General features: G+C 60.2%; 11 protein-coding genes and 4 pseudogenes. 6 read left to right on the top strand and 9 right to left on the bottom strand.

The window, feature by feature from the left end:
- Positions 1–1,685: cadherin domain-containing protein (locus tag CRT23_RS28170; protein ID WP_245436598.1), on the bottom strand; the 1,685-nt coding region annotated here is incomplete at its 3' end.
- Between the two features lie 1,034 nt (positions 1,686–2,719).
- Between CRT23_RS28170 and CRT23_RS25955 the strand changes: the two genes are divergently transcribed.
- Positions 2,720–3,055, top strand: coding sequence for a hypothetical protein (locus tag CRT23_RS25955; RefSeq protein WP_103712422.1), 336 nt, complete (start codon positions 2,720–2,722; stop codon positions 3,053–3,055).
- A 53-nt stretch (positions 3,056–3,108) separates the two neighbouring features.
- Here the strand turns inward: CRT23_RS25955 and CRT23_RS25950 are convergent, their stop codons facing one another.
- From CRT23_RS25950 to CRT23_RS25930, 5 genes and pseudogenes are all read right to left on the bottom strand, one after another.
- A complete protein-coding gene (locus CRT23_RS25950) occupies positions 3,109–3,396 on the bottom strand; it encodes a hypothetical protein (RefSeq protein ID WP_103712421.1) in 288 nt (95 codons plus the stop codon).
- 98 nt (positions 3,397–3,494) lie between these two features.
- Positions 3,495–3,677, bottom strand: a pseudogene (locus tag CRT23_RS28905) (IS110 family transposase); the annotation flags it as partial.
- 178 nt (positions 3,678–3,855) lie between these two features.
- Positions 3,856–4,878, bottom strand: coding sequence for a glycoside hydrolase family 16 protein (locus tag CRT23_RS25940; RefSeq protein WP_103712420.1), 1,023 nt, complete (start codon positions 4,876–4,878; stop codon positions 3,856–3,858).
- A gap of 17 nt (positions 4,879–4,895) precedes the next feature.
- Positions 4,896–6,111 (bottom strand): IS3 family transposase gene (locus CRT23_RS25935; protein ID WP_103712419.1). Its coding sequence is split into 2 segments (ribosomal slippage): positions 4,896–5,819 and positions 5,821–6,111, totalling 1,215 coding nucleotides; the frame shifts between segments, so codons are not numbered across the junction.
- Between the two features lie 318 nt (positions 6,112–6,429).
- A pseudogene (locus tag CRT23_RS25930) lies at positions 6,430–7,150 on the bottom strand (IS110 family transposase); the annotation flags it as partial.
- A 76-nt stretch (positions 7,151–7,226) separates the two neighbouring features.
- Between CRT23_RS25930 and CRT23_RS25925 the strand changes: the two are divergent.
- The 3 genes and pseudogenes from CRT23_RS25925 to CRT23_RS25910 all read left to right on the top strand — a co-directional run.
- Positions 7,227–7,697: pseudogene (locus CRT23_RS25925) on the top strand (IS5 family transposase); the annotation flags it as partial.
- A 1,341-nt stretch (positions 7,698–9,038) separates the two neighbouring features.
- On the top strand, positions 9,039–10,232 hold the full coding sequence (locus tag CRT23_RS25915) for an acyltransferase (RefSeq protein WP_181017480.1): 1,194 nt from the start codon (positions 9,039–9,041) through the stop codon (positions 10,230–10,232).
- Between the two features lie 366 nt (positions 10,233–10,598).
- Positions 10,599–10,850, top strand: a complete 252-nt coding sequence (locus CRT23_RS25910; protein WP_056381700.1) for a hypothetical protein — start codon at positions 10,599–10,601, stop codon at positions 10,848–10,850.
- Positions 10,851–11,040: 190 nt separating this feature from the next.
- Here the strand turns inward: CRT23_RS25910 and CRT23_RS28745 are convergent, their stop codons facing one another.
- Positions 11,041–11,388, bottom strand: coding sequence for a hypothetical protein (locus CRT23_RS28745; RefSeq protein ID WP_245436596.1), 348 nt, complete (start codon positions 11,386–11,388; stop codon positions 11,041–11,043).
- Positions 11,389–11,588: 200 nt separating this feature from the next.
- On the opposite strand from CRT23_RS28745, the gene CRT23_RS25900 reads away from it, so the two are divergent.
- Positions 11,589–11,834, top strand: a complete 246-nt coding sequence (locus tag CRT23_RS25900; protein WP_103712424.1) for a hypothetical protein — start codon at positions 11,589–11,591, stop codon at positions 11,832–11,834.
- A 382-nt stretch (positions 11,835–12,216) separates the two neighbouring features.
- Here the strand turns inward: CRT23_RS25900 and CRT23_RS25895 are convergent, their stop codons facing one another.
- The gene (locus tag CRT23_RS25895; protein WP_103712415.1) at positions 12,217–12,948 is read right to left on the bottom strand and encodes a sigma-70 family RNA polymerase sigma factor; all 732 of its coding nucleotides are present in this window, start codon (positions 12,946–12,948) and stop codon (positions 12,217–12,219) included.
- A gap of 478 nt (positions 12,949–13,426) precedes the next feature.
- A pseudogene (locus tag CRT23_RS25885) lies at positions 13,427–14,246 on the bottom strand (integrase core domain-containing protein).
- A gap of 79 nt (positions 14,247–14,325) precedes the next feature.
- On the opposite strand from CRT23_RS25885, the gene CRT23_RS25880 reads away from it, so the two are divergent.
- Positions 14,326–14,508: a hypothetical protein gene (locus CRT23_RS25880; protein ID WP_181017479.1), complete on the top strand. Its 183-nt coding sequence runs from the start codon at positions 14,326–14,328 to the stop codon at positions 14,506–14,508.
- Positions 14,509–15,133 lie beyond the last annotated feature (625 nt).

Raw genomic sequence — 15,133 nt, 5'->3', positions numbered from 1 at the left:
TTGCCGCCGGCTCCTGTGAGGCTGTCGTTGCCGTCCAGCCCTGACAGCATCCAGTTGGCCGCACTCGTGGCCGTGAACGTGTCAGCGCCTGATGTGCCGGTGTAGCTGGTGCTGCCTTCGACCACATCGGTGAGGTTGACCGTGACGTCAGCCTCCGAGAACAGCCCGCCCGTGTCGGTGGCGCGCACGCGGATGAGGTGGCTGGTGGCTGTCTCGTAGTCGAGCAGCGTGCCGTCCGCCACCGTGACCACGCCGGTCGTGGTGTTGATGGCAAAGCGCCCACCGGCATTGTTGACTAGCGAATACGTCAGGCTGTCGCCCGCATCCGGGTCGCTGGCCAGCGCCGTCACACCCACCAGCGTGCCGGCGGGTGAGTTCTCCGCCACTTGATTGGCCGCCGCGTTGCTGTCGCTGATCGCACCCGGTGTCGAGTTCACAGCCGGGAGGGTCTGCGTGGTGTCGGAGAAGCGCAGCACCTCGGCGTTGAGCACGACGTCTGTGCCGTCGGGTGAACCCGTGCGTAGGTCCTGCACCACGTAGCCGCCGCCAGCCCGGCTCGCGACCGAGTAGTTGCTGAGGAGTCCCGAGAACACGATGGTGTCGGTGCCGGCGCCACCATCCAGCGTGTCGTTGCCAGCGCCACCCGTGAGCGTGTCGTTACCAGCCCCGCCGCTCAGCGCGTCTGCGCCCGCGCCGCCCAGCAGGTTGTCGGCGAAGCTGGAGCCGATCACGGTGTCGTTGCCGCCGCCGGCATCCAGCGAGGGCAGGCCTGTGACTGAGGTCAGGCCTGACAGGTCGAAGCGGTTGGCAGCACCCGTGCCGATCACAGCCTTGTTGTTGCCCCCCCAGACCTCGATGCCGTTCAGGAGCGTGTCGAAGCCCGCCAGCGTCAGGGCCGCCGTGCCGTCCACCTTCAGGGTGTCAGTCGCGCCCTCCCCGCCTTGCAGGCTGTCAGCGGAAGCTTCCGTGCCGCGTACCAGGAAGGTGTCGTCGCCCGCTCCACCCGTGAGCGTATCAGTGCCCAGACCACCATCGAGCGTGTCATTGCCGCCGGCTCCTGTGAGGCTGTCGTTGCCGTCCAGCCCTGACAGCATCCAGTTGGCCGCACTCGTGGCCGTGAACGTGTCAGCGCCTGATGTGCCGGTGTAGCTGGTGCTGCCTTCGACCACATCGGTGAGGTTGACCGTGACGTCAGCCTCCGAGAACAGCCCGCCCGTGTCGGTGGCGCGCACGCGGATGAGGTGGCTGGTGGCTGTCTCGTAGTCGAGCAGCGTGCCGTCCGCCACCGTGACCACGCCGGTCGTGGTGTTGATGGCAAAGCGCCCACCGGCATTGTTGACCAGCGAGTACGTTAGGCTGTCACCCGCATCTGCAGTAGTGCTGACGCTTGATGCGCCTAAACTATCTGTTGCTCTAGCACTAATAGTCCGTGTGTACGGTCCATCGTCCAGGTTGAGTGTAGATAATTTTTCAGGCGTCAGAGTAGGGGTTGCGCCAAGCGCGTCGTCGAACTCCCCATCACCGTCTAGGTCCCACTCCACCGATGCCAGATTTCCATCCGGGTTGAATACCTCCGCACGTAGGTTGAAGTCCTGTCTCTCATTCACTTCATAGGGGCCCCCGATATTTATTGAGGGACTTGAATTTCCTGTAGTCACAACCGAAACGTCATCGACGCACAGCATACCGCTGCCGGGAATTGTGAAGAAGTTGAAATCGATTAAAGTTGTCTCTGATGTTGCAACCGCAGTAAAAGTGTAGAATTTGAGATTTCCAAATACCGAATCCAGGCTGAGATCAAAACCTGCATTGCTGGCAAATTCAAATATCAGCTTGTTTGCTGGATTATACGAGTCTGCGTAGAATCTTATAGTGTATGTTACACCCGGTATCGTATCAATATTTTGCGTTAAGTGGCCAACTTCACTTTTATTACTATATCCCCAGAAGCCATATGCTCCTTGATGAGTGTAAGAACCAGAGATTTGGTAATTTCCATCTGAACCTGCCGGGATCGACGCAGACCACTCAGCATACCCCCCTGTTTCAAACCCCGGGCTTGCAACAAGATTTGTCATTTGTGCCGCCTATAGGAACTTTTATCCTTGTCACATAGGGCTACATCAGGATCAGACACAATCACAAGCGGAAATTTACCATATATCTGTAATTTTTCTGGTTTTCCAGGAATCGATTGTAGCTATCATTTGGTAAATTTGCCTGCGGATGACATCATTAACCCCAAGGGGCTTGTCGCAAGCCGTACTGTAGGGCGTGTCGCAGTCTATGTGGCGGAACAAGCGGTGTTGGCCGTCGTATCGGCCGAGGCCGCCAAGCGCGGAGACTGTCGGCTCGCCCTCGACCACATCGCTGCCGTAGCGGGTGTCTCCCGGTCGACCGTACGCAATGCCCTACGGCAAGCGCAGACGCTGGGCCTCGTCACCATCCGCGAGCGTCGGGTATCCCGCTTCCAATCTCAAACGAACGTGGTCGCGATCGTAGATGCCAGAAGGGTTGCTTGGATGCGGCTTGCCCGGCGTGAGGATGCCCCAGGGAGTGGGCGTAATTCCGTGAGGGGCCGAAACCCAAGATCTAACCAGAAAGCGTCAGCAGCCTTCCTATGGTAAAAAACGGGTTTTCGAAGGGACAGAAGATAGACCAGCGAGAGCGGCCCATCACCCGAGCGGAAGCCCGCAACACGCGAACGGAGGACGCTGACATGGCCGACACGCACCTAATCGCCCTGGGCCATGAACTGGATGCGCTTGCCAAGGCCCTGGACCACTACGCTGCAACCGGCGGTGAAACCGGGGAAGCGGAGGCTGCCGAAGAGGACAGGCTGTGGGCATGGTCCGATCGAGTGCTCGATGCCATCGCAACCGAGCGATCCTCAAGTCCAGAGGGCCTTGCAGTGAAGCTCCAGGCCATTGAGCACCTCAACCGGATTGGCGATCTGACGCCTGCCGATCGGATCACAGACGCAGAAACGAAGTCTGACGTGCTCGCCTGGGCGATCGTGCGAGACCTCGTCTCACAGCGAACACAGGCGGCGTGAGACACAAAAAAGGCCGGGTCAAAGCCCGGCCTTTCTTGCTCAACACTGATGGCTCAGCGTGCGGGCGCAACCGTGCCAGCAGGCGCGGTCTCCATTGGGGCGGCGGTACCAGCCGAACCGGTCGCGTCATCACGCTTGAAGCCAGCCGCGTTGGGGGACCCCTGCATCTTTCCGCTCTGGCCGGGAGTGCTTTCCATGCTCTTCTCGGAATTGCTTTTCACACTTCCCGGATTGTTCATGTTCCCTTCGGTGCTTCCGCCGGCAGCAGGCGTTTGCGCGAAGGCAGCCCCTGTCAGGGCGAGGGCAATTGAGGTAGCGAGGGCAAGGGTCTGTGTGCGCATGCGAAGTATCTCCGGTGAAAACATGTCGCCTACCAACGCACTCCCAATAGATATCGATCCTTTGGTATATTCCGTAAGCTTCCCAAAATTGGCTGTCGCTTCACGAAGTCCGGCGGCATCAGCTTGACGGTATGGCCGAACTTCGTCAGCTCGCACCCCCAGTGATGCGCGGTCGCGCAGGGTTCCATGCCGACCAAGCAGGGAGAGAGCTTAGCGAAGAAGGGCAGGACCTCAGCCCAGCGCAACGGCCGACGCACGAGGACCTTGCCCTGCGCATCGATGCCGTGGACTCAGAAGACGTTCTTCGCCAGATCAAGGCCGATGGTGCCAACCTGTGGCATGGACGGCTCCTGTCGATGAGATCAACGACCTCATCTTGGCACAGCGATGCCGTAGCGGGGGCCGTCCACTCCATCAAGCCCTAATTTCCTATGCACGAAACTTTGCGCTATGCCCCTTTTATTTGTGTGGTAAAGCACCGCCAGCGGCAAGCTCAGCACCTTTGTAGTTCCGCAACGCTTTAGGGTCTTGCCAGACACGCAGGTAATCTATTGCGAACTCAGCCGGAAAGGCGCTCGGATCGGGCTTGCCTGCCCAGCCACCAACGGCGAGGTTCATCAGCAAGTACATGGGCTTCTTGAGAGGCTCCGGCGTCGGTGCACTCCCAAGCTTCATCCCGTTTAGGTAAATCGTGATGTCCTGCTCATTCCAATCAAGACCGTAGGTCTGGAAGTCGGCCGAGAGGTCGTTCGTCTTCCTCCGCACTAAGAGAGCCTTCTGGTCGGGAACGCCATCCCCATCGGAGTCCCAGTGCAAGCTCGACATCAGGTAATCCGGCTTCTGGCCGAGGTTCTCCATGATGTCGATTTCACCAACCTTCCCCTTGTCACGACGGAGCAGCCAGAGCGCGGGCCAGAGGCCTGCTCCCTTCGGGATCTTTGCTCGGATTTCCACGTAGCCGAAGGTAAACGCAAACGAGTGGTAGGTCGTAAGCAGCCCCGAGATATAAGGTTGTCCGGTCCTGTCCTTCAGGATCTCGGGTGTAGGTCGTGCCGTGATAGTGACGCCGCCATCCTTTGAGATACGGCCGAACGGGCTCAGACCTGGCTTCAGGCCATCCTTCAAGGTCATGTCGCGATCGATATAAAACTGTAGCTCGTTGTTGGTCGCCAGCGTACGCGCGTCCCAGAAGAACGTCGTGTCAAAAGCACCTGTTTGGCTGCGCTTGTCGAAGCGGTTCTCGTCCACGGCCCTACTGAAGATTTCGTTCAGGACAAGGACGTAGCCGGACTTGGGAGCCTGGATGTTGGTCTCAGAACGCATCAGTTGTGACTGGCTGACACTTTCAGCTTCCGCCGCCTGGGCTTGCAAAAGGAGTGCACCCACGAGCCAAGCGATGCAGATCGGACGTCTAAGTCCCATCTCGACTCCTCGACGGCATTGCGCGGCGTCTCTGCTGCGGTACATGTCCGTCGCAGTCATATGATCCTCCCCCGATTTCACGGACAGGGTGTTTGGCTCGCGTTCCGCTCGGCTTGCTCGGGGGTGATGTATCCGAGAGCCGAGTGGATGCGTTGCCGATTGTAGTAGCCCTCGATGTAGGCGAACAGGTCGCGCCGGGCCTCGTCCCAGGTCGTCCATCGTCGCTGGTGGACGAGCTCGCCTTTGAGGGTATGGAAGAAGCTCTCCATCGGGGCATTATCGTAACAACAGCCGGTTCGGCTCATGGATGGCGTGGCCTTCATGTTGGCTAGCTGTTTACGATAGGCTTCGGCGGCATATTGGCTGCCGCGAACCGAGTCACAGATGAGCCCCGCGGCCGGTCGCTGCCGTTGGGTGGCCATCATCAGAGCGGCCGACGTCAGTTCGGTCCGCATGTGATCGCGCATGGACCAGCCGACGATCTTGCGGGTGGCGAGATCGAGGACGGCCGCCAAGTAGAGCCAGCCCTCGCCGGTGGGCAGGTAGGTGATATTGGTGAGCCAGACCGTGTTAAGCATCGCAGCCGAGAACTGCTGTTTGGGGAGGTTGGGCGCAATCGGCAGGTCGTGGTGGCTATCGGTCGTGCACGGCCGGAACCGACGCCCTGCCAGAGCGCGGATACCGTGCTGGCGCATCAGGCGCTCCACCCGCCCGCGGCTAACCGTTCGGCCGTCCGCGCGCAGAGCCGCATGTACCCGAGGTGAGCCACAGCGCCTATGATGCCCGGCGTAGAGACGCCGGACGTCATCGAGGAGCTGACGGTTCGACACCGACCGAGCGCTCTCGGGGCGTGACCGCCAGCCGTCATAGCCGCTGGGAGAGACTTCGAGCACGCGGCACATGAGACGCACCGGCCAGGTGCTCGTATGCTGCTCGATGAAAGCGAACGTGACTTGGGCATCAACGTTACTTGGGCATCTCCGCAAAGATGCCGATCGCTTATTTTAGGACGTCGCGCTCCATGCACGTCCGGTCGAGTTCACGCCGCAGACGGGCGATCTCAGCGGCCTGATCGGAGGGGGAAGCCACCGGGCTCGCGGGCGCGGCTCCTGGTGATCCTGCTGCCCGCGGTGGTGATGAGCCTCCCACCCGCGCCACGCGCCACTGCCTCAGCATGGAGGGCTGGATCCCGAGTTCAGCCGCGATCTGCATCTGTGGTCGGCCGCTGCTCTCTAGCAGCGCCACCGCCTCGCGTTTGAACTCCGGGGCGAACTCGCGTCGCGTCTTTGTCATCAAACACCTTCCCCGCCCGCAAGGAGCGTATCAGAGGTGTCCATGGAATCAGGGGAGGATCACATATCCTCATAGCTCAACGCCCGCGAAGCGAAACCGGTCTAGCAGAGTACATTCGCTGGCATAATCCGGCTTGTCCGTAAGATTGTGGGGCGTGTCGCAAACGTTCAACGGTCGAAATAGTCTTCTTCGAACAGAACGTTACAGCGTCTATTCATCGTCTGCTAATCGGCTTCGTTGGGGCCGATGATGACCCTGTAGCCTGAGGTGCACCCTTATATGAGAGCATAATTTTCCGCGGCAAAAATCTTTGCGACACGCCCAGGTCGCCACATCGCCGATCGCCGCGACCAGCGCCGTCGCGTTGAGGGCGCCGATGCCCGGGATGGTGGTGAGCCGGCGAGCGCTCTCGTCAGTCCGAGCCTGTTCGGCGAACTCTGCGTCGAGGGCTGCAATGCGTCCGTCGAGGGACTGCCAGCGTTCACGTACATCCGCCACCAGGCTACGTATCCGTGGTGTGAGGTCAGAGACCGCTTCGGTATCGAGCAGACTTTCCAAGCTGGCGGCGAGCTTGGCGCGTCCCTGTGGGACGATGTGGCCACGCTCCAGAAGGACGGCGCGGATCTGGTTCATCAAGGCCGTGCGTTCGCCCACGAGCTGGTCCCGCACCCGGTGCAGGGTCTGCATTTCGAGCTGCGCTTTTGACTTCAATGCCACGAACCGCATGGTCGGACGGGTCGCAGCCTCCGCGATCGCTTCGGCGTCGCGGTCGTCGTTCATCTCTCGCTTTGACGTAGGGCCGCACATATTCCGGCGACATCAGCCGGATGGTGTGACCTTGAGCGGCGAGCGCCCGGCCCATGTGATGCGCGCCACAGCACGCTTCCATGGCGACGATGCAGGCCGGAAGCGTCGCACCGAAGGTCATCACCGTCTCGCGCCGCATCCGGCGTCGCAAGACGACCCGACCGGTCGCATCCTGCCCGACCACACTGCAGCTGTTCTTGCCCAGATCGATCCCGAGTATCGCGATGGCCATCGGTCCGCTCCATCTCTCGTGTGAGCCACACTGCAAATCTAGCAGCGCAGCCCGGTGAGGGGCGGGCCATCCATAAAGGGGGCCTGCCACCGGCCCGAACCCGACGGATCGCGGCAAGCCGGGTACGAAACGTCACCTCGTCACTGACGCGCGCGGCACCCCGCTCGGCTTCTGCCTGAGCGAGGCCAACCGGCACGACGGCGTCATGATGGCGGCAACTCTTGATGCCATCCCGTCTCTGCGGAGTGGTCGACGAGGACGACCGCGACGCCGCCCGGACAAGCTGCACGCCGACAAAGCTTACGATGCCAGACAGCGTCGGCACAAATGCCGGGCGCGCGGGATCGTGCCGTGCATCGCCCGACGCGGTGTCGAGAGCAGCGAGAAGCTCGGCCGCCACCGTTGGGTCGTGGAGCGCACCCACGCCTGGTTCAACCGCTTCCGTCGCCTGCCCGTCCGCTACGAGCAACGCGCCGACATCTACGAGGCCTTCACCAGCCTCGCAGCCAGTGTCATCACCTTCAACCAGATCAAACGGTTCTGTTAGGCGCTCTTAATCCCAGCAGACCGAAAGGCGTGCCGATGTTCCGCTCGATGACAGCTCTGCTAGCCCTCATCGTCCTCGTGGCTGCCGCCCCAGCGCGCCGGCAGCCAACGCCTTCGTCCACGCTAGCTAATACGCCTGAGTTTGACCCTGTGGCTGCCGCGAAGGCGAACCAAGCGGCAGAAGATAAGACCTTGAAGGCCAACGCAGCGCATGACGAGGAACGGGATCGGAAGATGAAAACCATGATGGGCAGCATATACCAGGGCTGCTGAAGCCAGCGATTGAGGCCGCGTTGGTGCTTAAAATGGCTTTCGGCCGCCCTCGGGCTTCCTGCAAGATCTAGAACGTGCTCCGTCGCAAACGTTCGGTAAACACGTCCGGTCACAAGCTCATGGGCCTGGGAGGACAACAGAGCCTCTGACGACACTGTGCGCGAGTGCCCCTCTAACGGGCAGTGTCGTCACCGAGGGCTTTCAGGTGCCGCAAACTGGCCTCTAGCCCCACATCATGGGCAGTGGCATAAGCACAGGATTGAAGCGCGCGACTTCTTCTTCGTCATCACCGCGCACGCATCCATTCATTCAGGCACGATGTCCAAATTAGCACGTATTCTAGGCTGGCTGCTTTTTGCCGTCTTGGTCTTCATTACGGTTTGCCCCATCACAGATCGCCCCCATCCGGAGGGTATGCCTGTATCCCTCGAGCGAATTGGTGCATTCGCGCTGCTCGGGTTCGTTTTCGCGGTAGGGTATCCAAGGCACCGCTGGCAAGTTCTCGCATTCACGATTGCCGCGGCTGGACTCTTAGAGGCGTCCCAGATGCTTGATCCCTCTCGCCATGCTCGAGTGACTGACTTCGCCGTCAAAGCCGTCGGCTGTACGCTCGGGGTCGTGAGCGCTTTTGCTTTAAGCTGTCTGCGGCACCTTCCTGCCTGGGCTCGCATCTGAGGCTCCGAGCCAGATGCGCTGAGCGCATAACGTCCGACTGCCGGAATTCGGCCGTAAACCTGACGCTAAAATAAGCCAGGAAACTCTGTGTGGAAATCACTTGCCCTGAGGTAGTAAATGCTACTTGGAAGTCGCTGAGCTTGCTACACACAGTACCCGCCCGACAATCAATTGTTTCGGCGGATTTGCTCCGAACCGTTGGAAGAATTTGCAACGCTTCCTCGCATCCCGGCTAGAACGGAGTTGCCGTTTATTATTAAGGCGAATGAGTTCTCCAACAGAGCACTAGGCAACTGGTCCAGATCTTGCTACTTAAAACCAAAATGGTTAACGTGCTGCCCTATCACTGAGGATGGTGGCCTTTTGCAAGTCGCTCGCCGGCCCAGGACTCACAATGCACAAGAGCGGCCTTTCAAGCACCTTCGATCTTATCAGATGGTCTTGTGCTCTCTTAGTAGTCACCCACCACGCACGGCAACTCGTCTTCGCTGGTTATGAAAGATTGCAAGCGCCAGGGCTGATCGAGAAAGTCTTCTACGGCATCACCGCCCTTGGCCACGAACGGGTGGTTTTGTTCCTCTTCGTCAGCGGCTTCCTTGTCGGCGGTCTTCCCCTCGCACGGTGGGGCGAGAAGCCCTTCAGCCTTCTGGACTATGGCATCCGCCGCTTCTCACGCATCTACGTGGCCTTCATCCCTGCTCTGGTCCTGACATGGGCGCTCGATCAAGCGGGCCTGCTGTTCCTGTCTGAGTCACCCTTCTATGCGCAGGTTGCTGGAGCAACGAATAGCTGGTTCCACTTTCCCGCTGTCGAGGCCACATCACTGACCGTAGCGACGTTCCTGAGCAATCTCGTCATGCTGTACGGCGTCACAGCCGAGCGCTTTGGATCCAATGGCCCCCTTTGGTCGCTAGCCAACGAATGGTGGTACTACTGCCTGTTCGGAGCGTCCGTGGCGTGCGCTCATCGAAAGGCCATCGTGCAGCTCTTGGGCGTTGCCGCGTTGCTCGCGATCTTTTCTATGCTCCCTGCCGGTACGCTGATCCTTGGCATTCCGTGGCTTGCTGGGATGGCAACCTGTCTGCTGATCCACCGCGGCGTGCCTACCCTGACGATCCCGGCCGCACTCTTGATCTTTGCGGCCACGCTGATTATCACGCACCCACTCCATCGACCGAGTGCGGTTGCACCCCACGCATTCGCGTGGCGAGCCTTGCTGGGCGATGCCGTGTTGTCCCTCAGCATCGCTCTTCTTGTGCTGAGCATCGCAGCCCGACGCGTCACGGCGCTGCCCGGCGCTCGCGTCCATCGCGTGCTGGCGGAGTTCAGCTACTCTGTGTTCCTCACGCACTATCCCGTCTGTGTTTTTGTTGCGGCCCTCATGCAAAAAGCTATGGGCGCAACACTACAGACGGCACCATCCGTAGGCGTAATCGCCATCTATATAGGATGTCTTTTTACGTCGTATGCCGTTGCGGTCCTGTTTTACTTGGCCTTCGAGCGACGCACGGACGCTATGCGCAGTCTGATTAACAGCCCTGTCAAGTCTCTCAGGCTGAAAGTACGCGCAGCTATGACAGCGGGCTAAGAACGCGACTGATGGAGGTAAGCTGCAATCCAGCTGCCTTGCTCAGGTCGTTTCGCTCCATGGTACATCACTAGCTCTGATGGTGTTCTGAACGGTGTAGAGCAGCAGAAAGCGCTAGTCCTTGCCAGGTCCCTTGCCGTCAGTTTTGTTGACTAAACGACCGCTTTCTTTACAAAGATAACAACAGCATCGTTAACGGCTCAATGGCATGATGGAAGGATGGTGGGTGTCAGCTCGGACTGACGTCCAATTACGACCGCGCGGATAGGCTCTACCATCACGAGGATGTCGCGAACCGGAACGAACCCTTTTCGGTGGCCATGCGTTTGCCCTCCCACTTCGTTGGTCGAAAAATCGGAGGCTCCAATGCGTAAGGTGTTGCTCGTGACTGCCGCCATGGGCGGGCTGATCCTCCAGGAGGCTCCCAGCTTTGCGCAGGGCTTCCGGTTCGGTCCCGGCGGCGTGGAGATCGATGATGGGCGTGGCTACCGTGAAGATCGCGAGGAGCGCCGCTACCGCAGAGTGTGCCGAGAGCTTCGCGACGCTTGCGAGAACAAGGACCGCTACGGTGAGGAAGGCCAAGGCAACTGCCGACGCTATCGCCGCACTTGCGGCTGACGAGCAGCGCACCTGAACCGCAGAAGCGAATTGGAATGATGTCCAAGCTGATACGCTCAGGCTCACGGCTTGGCCATCGAATGCTGGGTACTCGACACGTCTGACACTGCTACGGGAGGAACTTGGTATGAGGAGACTGTGGGTTACAGCGCTCGTAGGGCTGAGTTTTTTGGGCGCGCTAAGCTCGGCCTCAGCTCAGCGAGTGGGGCGTGACTACGACCGCGACGAGCGTAGTTATGGCAGTCGAAGCTATGGCGAGCGCGATGGCGGGTACGATGACGATGACGATGATGATGGGCCACGTGAACGCGGCCGCAGCTACGACAATGGCCAAGGTAACGAGCGGCGTCGCAGATACGATGAAGATCGGGATCGCCATCCCAGTCGCGGGTACGACAATAATGACCGGGGACGGAAGCGTAATCGTGGGTCCGAGCAGGAGCCTGAGGCTGCGTTCGACGAAGACGAGTACCTGCGTTGCAATGCGGATGTTCGTCGGGCCGTCGAACAACGAGAAATGGCGTCTGGTGAGTTTCATTATAGAACATTTGGGCGCCGTGAGAAGCGACAACTCACCTGCCCAATGAAGCTTTGAGGGCTTGTTATAAACGCAGAACAGCGGAAGTCCGGTCTCAATTTCCGCGAACCTGTCTGACTGACGAATTCAACGCAACGGTCGAGCCTGCACCGACGTTCTTGCCCCTGTCCCGGATTGGTTGGGCGTCCTTGGAGCAGATCATGGTGGTACGTTTTGGGTTAGGCTTCATGATCGCGGCCGCAGCAGCGAGCGCAGCCTTGGCTGCTCCGTTGTCGGATGATGATAAGGCAGCTCTGCACCAGCAGTGTGCCGGCGACTTCACTACCTTCTGCGCTGGCCTGCCGCCTGAGGATGGCCCTGAGACGCAAGCGTGTTTTCAGAAGAACATGTCCAAGCTGTCGCCCGGCTGCCAGAACGCAATCCAGGCGTACAAGAAGAAGGGTTGAAGCCACATTGGCTTCCGTCTGATACATCCCTGCACGCCGGTTTGATCATCTGCCCCCAGAGCCTTCGAGCCGGTGGCGGCCGAGAACGTCCCCAATGCGCACTCGGCCGCCTAATCAGGATCAAGGAGGTCTAAACTGACCTCACGAACGACGGGGGCTCCGCAGGCTGTCATCAAGTCCCGCAGGAACTCCACCTCGTCTTCAACCTCGCTCAGCGTCATAAACCCGGTTCGCGCATGCAGTACGCGCGCACCGAGGAGCACAAGCAGATCGAAGCGCCCATCTGACTGATCGACGATGCTGTATGTTACTCGCTGAGCTATAGCGCCCTCTACGTGGGCAAGCGGCCAAAAGTTGCAACAAGGGTGTGCGCAGTTGCCCTTCAGGCAGGGGTACGGTCATCGGATGCCTTAAGCGTCTCTGCCAAGAACGCCCGTGCTCGGCTCACCCGGCTCTTCATAGTGCCGGTTTGCGTACCCAGGAGGGTGGCTGCCGCTTCGTAGGTCATGCCTTGACCTGCCACGAGCAGCAGGGCCTCACGTTGTGCTGGTGGCAGCTTGGCAAGGATGGCCCAAACCTTCTGCAGTTCGATCCCGTGTTCCTGCGAAGGTAGCACGATGAGCTGTGCGGCCGCGGTACCATCGGCATCCTCAACCTCGCGCTTGGCCCTGCGGCACTCGGTGTAGAACTGATTGCGCAGGATGGTGCAGAGCCACGCCATGAGGTTGCTGCCTGGCTCGAACCGATCCTGGCTCTTCCATGCCTTCAGCAGCGTCTCCTGCACGAGGTCATCGGCGCGGGTGGCGTTCACCACGAGCGACAGCGCAAAGCCACGTAGGCCGGGCAGGGCAGCAAGCAGCTCCTGTCGAAACACGGATGCCGCCTGAGAGCTCTGACGGGCGAGCGCGACGTCGAGCTGCGCGATCAGATCGAGAAGCCGCTGTGGCTGCTCCTCTGCCTTGAGAGAGCCGTACACGGCTTGAAGCTGACGTCCGAGATGATCGCGAACAAACTCGGGCAAAGAGGGGCTCACGTCCGTCGCGCTCAGCTCGCCGTGAGGCCCGTCGAGCAAGCCGTTGCGCCGTTTCGGCTTCTGGTGATCTTCCGTGCTCATGCTGTCCCGCCTCTCTCCTTTGCGGGCTAACGAGCTCGGGAGCTTTAGGAAATTGCAAGTGGGAGCAATTGGCAGATCGATTGTGAATGCTCCCTAACGGGTGCTTAGATCGATGTTCAGAAAGGGCGCAGGGCTTCGCGATGCCGCGATGACACGGCACGCATGCTGGCATCCTTGAACGGTGAGCCGGACGTTGGTAGCGTTCTATCCTGCCGCTTGAGCATCATCGACGCTCGTGGCGCTCGGAACTCGTTGACAGCTTCGAGAAGGCGTCCTCGCACATGCTGCCCAGGTTGCTCCGCATCAGGTTCCTTGCCCAGACACGACGGCCATCGTCCATCAGGATTAGGGCTGCCTCCTGCGGCGTCTCCTTGGCGCAGGCTTTCATGATCTTCATCAGAGCGTACTGCCACCACACCGCGGGAGTGCACATTTAGCCCCTGTTTCAACACTAGGATTGCCCCGTTTTTGTGGACGGTCAGGGGACTTGGCTGATCAGGATGTCGGTCGGCAGTTCTGACGCGGTCTCCTGCTCGTAGACGACCGGCGAGCGGTCGCCGAGCGCCGCGTGGCGGCGCAGGGGATTGTAGAAGCCCTCGATGTCGCTGAGGCAGGCCATCCGAGCCTCCGCCTGCTAGCGAAAACGGCGGTGGGCGAGCAACTCGCATTCGAGGGTGGCGAAGAAGCTCTCCGCCATGGCATTGTCGTAGGTATCGCCAACCGACCCCATCGACGGGCGCACGCCCGCTTCTCGGCACCGACTTCCGAAGGCCAGGGACGTGACGTGTACTGCGAGCCTTGATCCGAATGATGGATTACGTCGCACGGTTGGCGCTGCGTGACGGCCATCTCCAGGGCATCGAGTACCGGTTCCAAGCGCAAGACCCCGGTGTAGTACCCAGCCTTCGACACGCCGAGGACACGGGCCATGGCGGCGATCGGGAAGTCGGCCTGGTTGGCTCTCAAGAACCGGAAGATCCCGACGGCAGGATCCCGGTCTCCCGCGCGAACCAGGCCGTTGCGCAGGAGAGGATGTCGCGCTCCAGCTTCAACTGCCGGTTCTCGCGGCGCAGCCGAACGAGTTCATCGCGCTCGGTCATCGTCAGGTCGGGATCGGCCGGCGGCGGCTTGACCTCGCGGCGGCCCTCGATGCGGTCAGCCTCCGCGCCCCAATTCTGGATGGTTTGGCTCGCGGATTCGAACACGTGAGCGAGGTCAGTCGGATCACGGCCGGCACGGACCAGCTCGACCATCTCCCGGCGGAACTCAACGGGGTGTGTAGGACGCCTCTTGAGCATCAGGAAAACACCTCACGCGGAAGCGTTTTTGGTGTCCACCAAACCGGGGCAATCCCTATCTTAGATCGAACTGGCCTGGTTGCAGCTGCGCAATCAGCCCAGTAGCGGGCTCGCGCGCTGGTTCGTCGAGCGAGTGGGAAACGAGCGTGGGCGCATCCGCAAAATCACGGCGATTGCCCTCGTGCGCAAGCTGCTGGTCCCTCTGTGGCGCTATCTTACCACCGGGTTGGTTCCGGAGGGCGAGCGCCTGAAAGCTGTCTGAGAGATCAAGGTTCGTCCGCCGGCCGGTCGACGGTGCGCCGGATCAGCGGGGTCGGTGTGTGGCCGGAGCTCGACGGGATTTGCTGCCGTCGCCAAAAATGGAGCCTACCGCCCTGAGCCGGTTCGCCTCGCATGAGGCATATTGGCGAAGAACACCCTGCTCCGCTAGATATAAGTGGATCAGCGAGCCCTAAGCTCGCGTGACAAACCCGGCTCCCCGCTCGTTCGAAATAGCGATTGCCACCCATCTTGCGGAAAGGCCTCCTATGAGTCGAGCTGGGAGCCGATGTACTTCATCGCCGATCTCTCCCGTCAGTGGCGACCTTCCAGTCTATCTCAGCAGCACCATCTCGTTCCTGCCGGCGCAGTACAAGATCGACTACCTGCGTGTCTAGCAGCATGCTTCCACATTCCTGCCCCAGATCATCACGGGCACCGCCCACTGCCAAATCCACAATTTCATCCAATAAAACTAACGTTAACCAACTACTAAACGAAAATTTTCCTTGTTGGCCAATCAGAGATCATGTCAAAAGGCTGGTAGGTAGATTCCATCTGGAAGATCATATTGTGTGCGGAATCGTTGGCATCGTCGGACGGGACGCCGTGGCCGGGCAGCTGGTGGA

This window comes from Methylobacterium sp. V23, assembly GCF_002917135.1.
GTDB lineage: Bacteria > Pseudomonadota > Alphaproteobacteria > Rhizobiales > Beijerinckiaceae > Methylobacterium.
The sequence above is the reverse complement of the archived record's forward strand: the minus strand, read 5'-3'. Positions and strand labels throughout refer to the sequence as shown.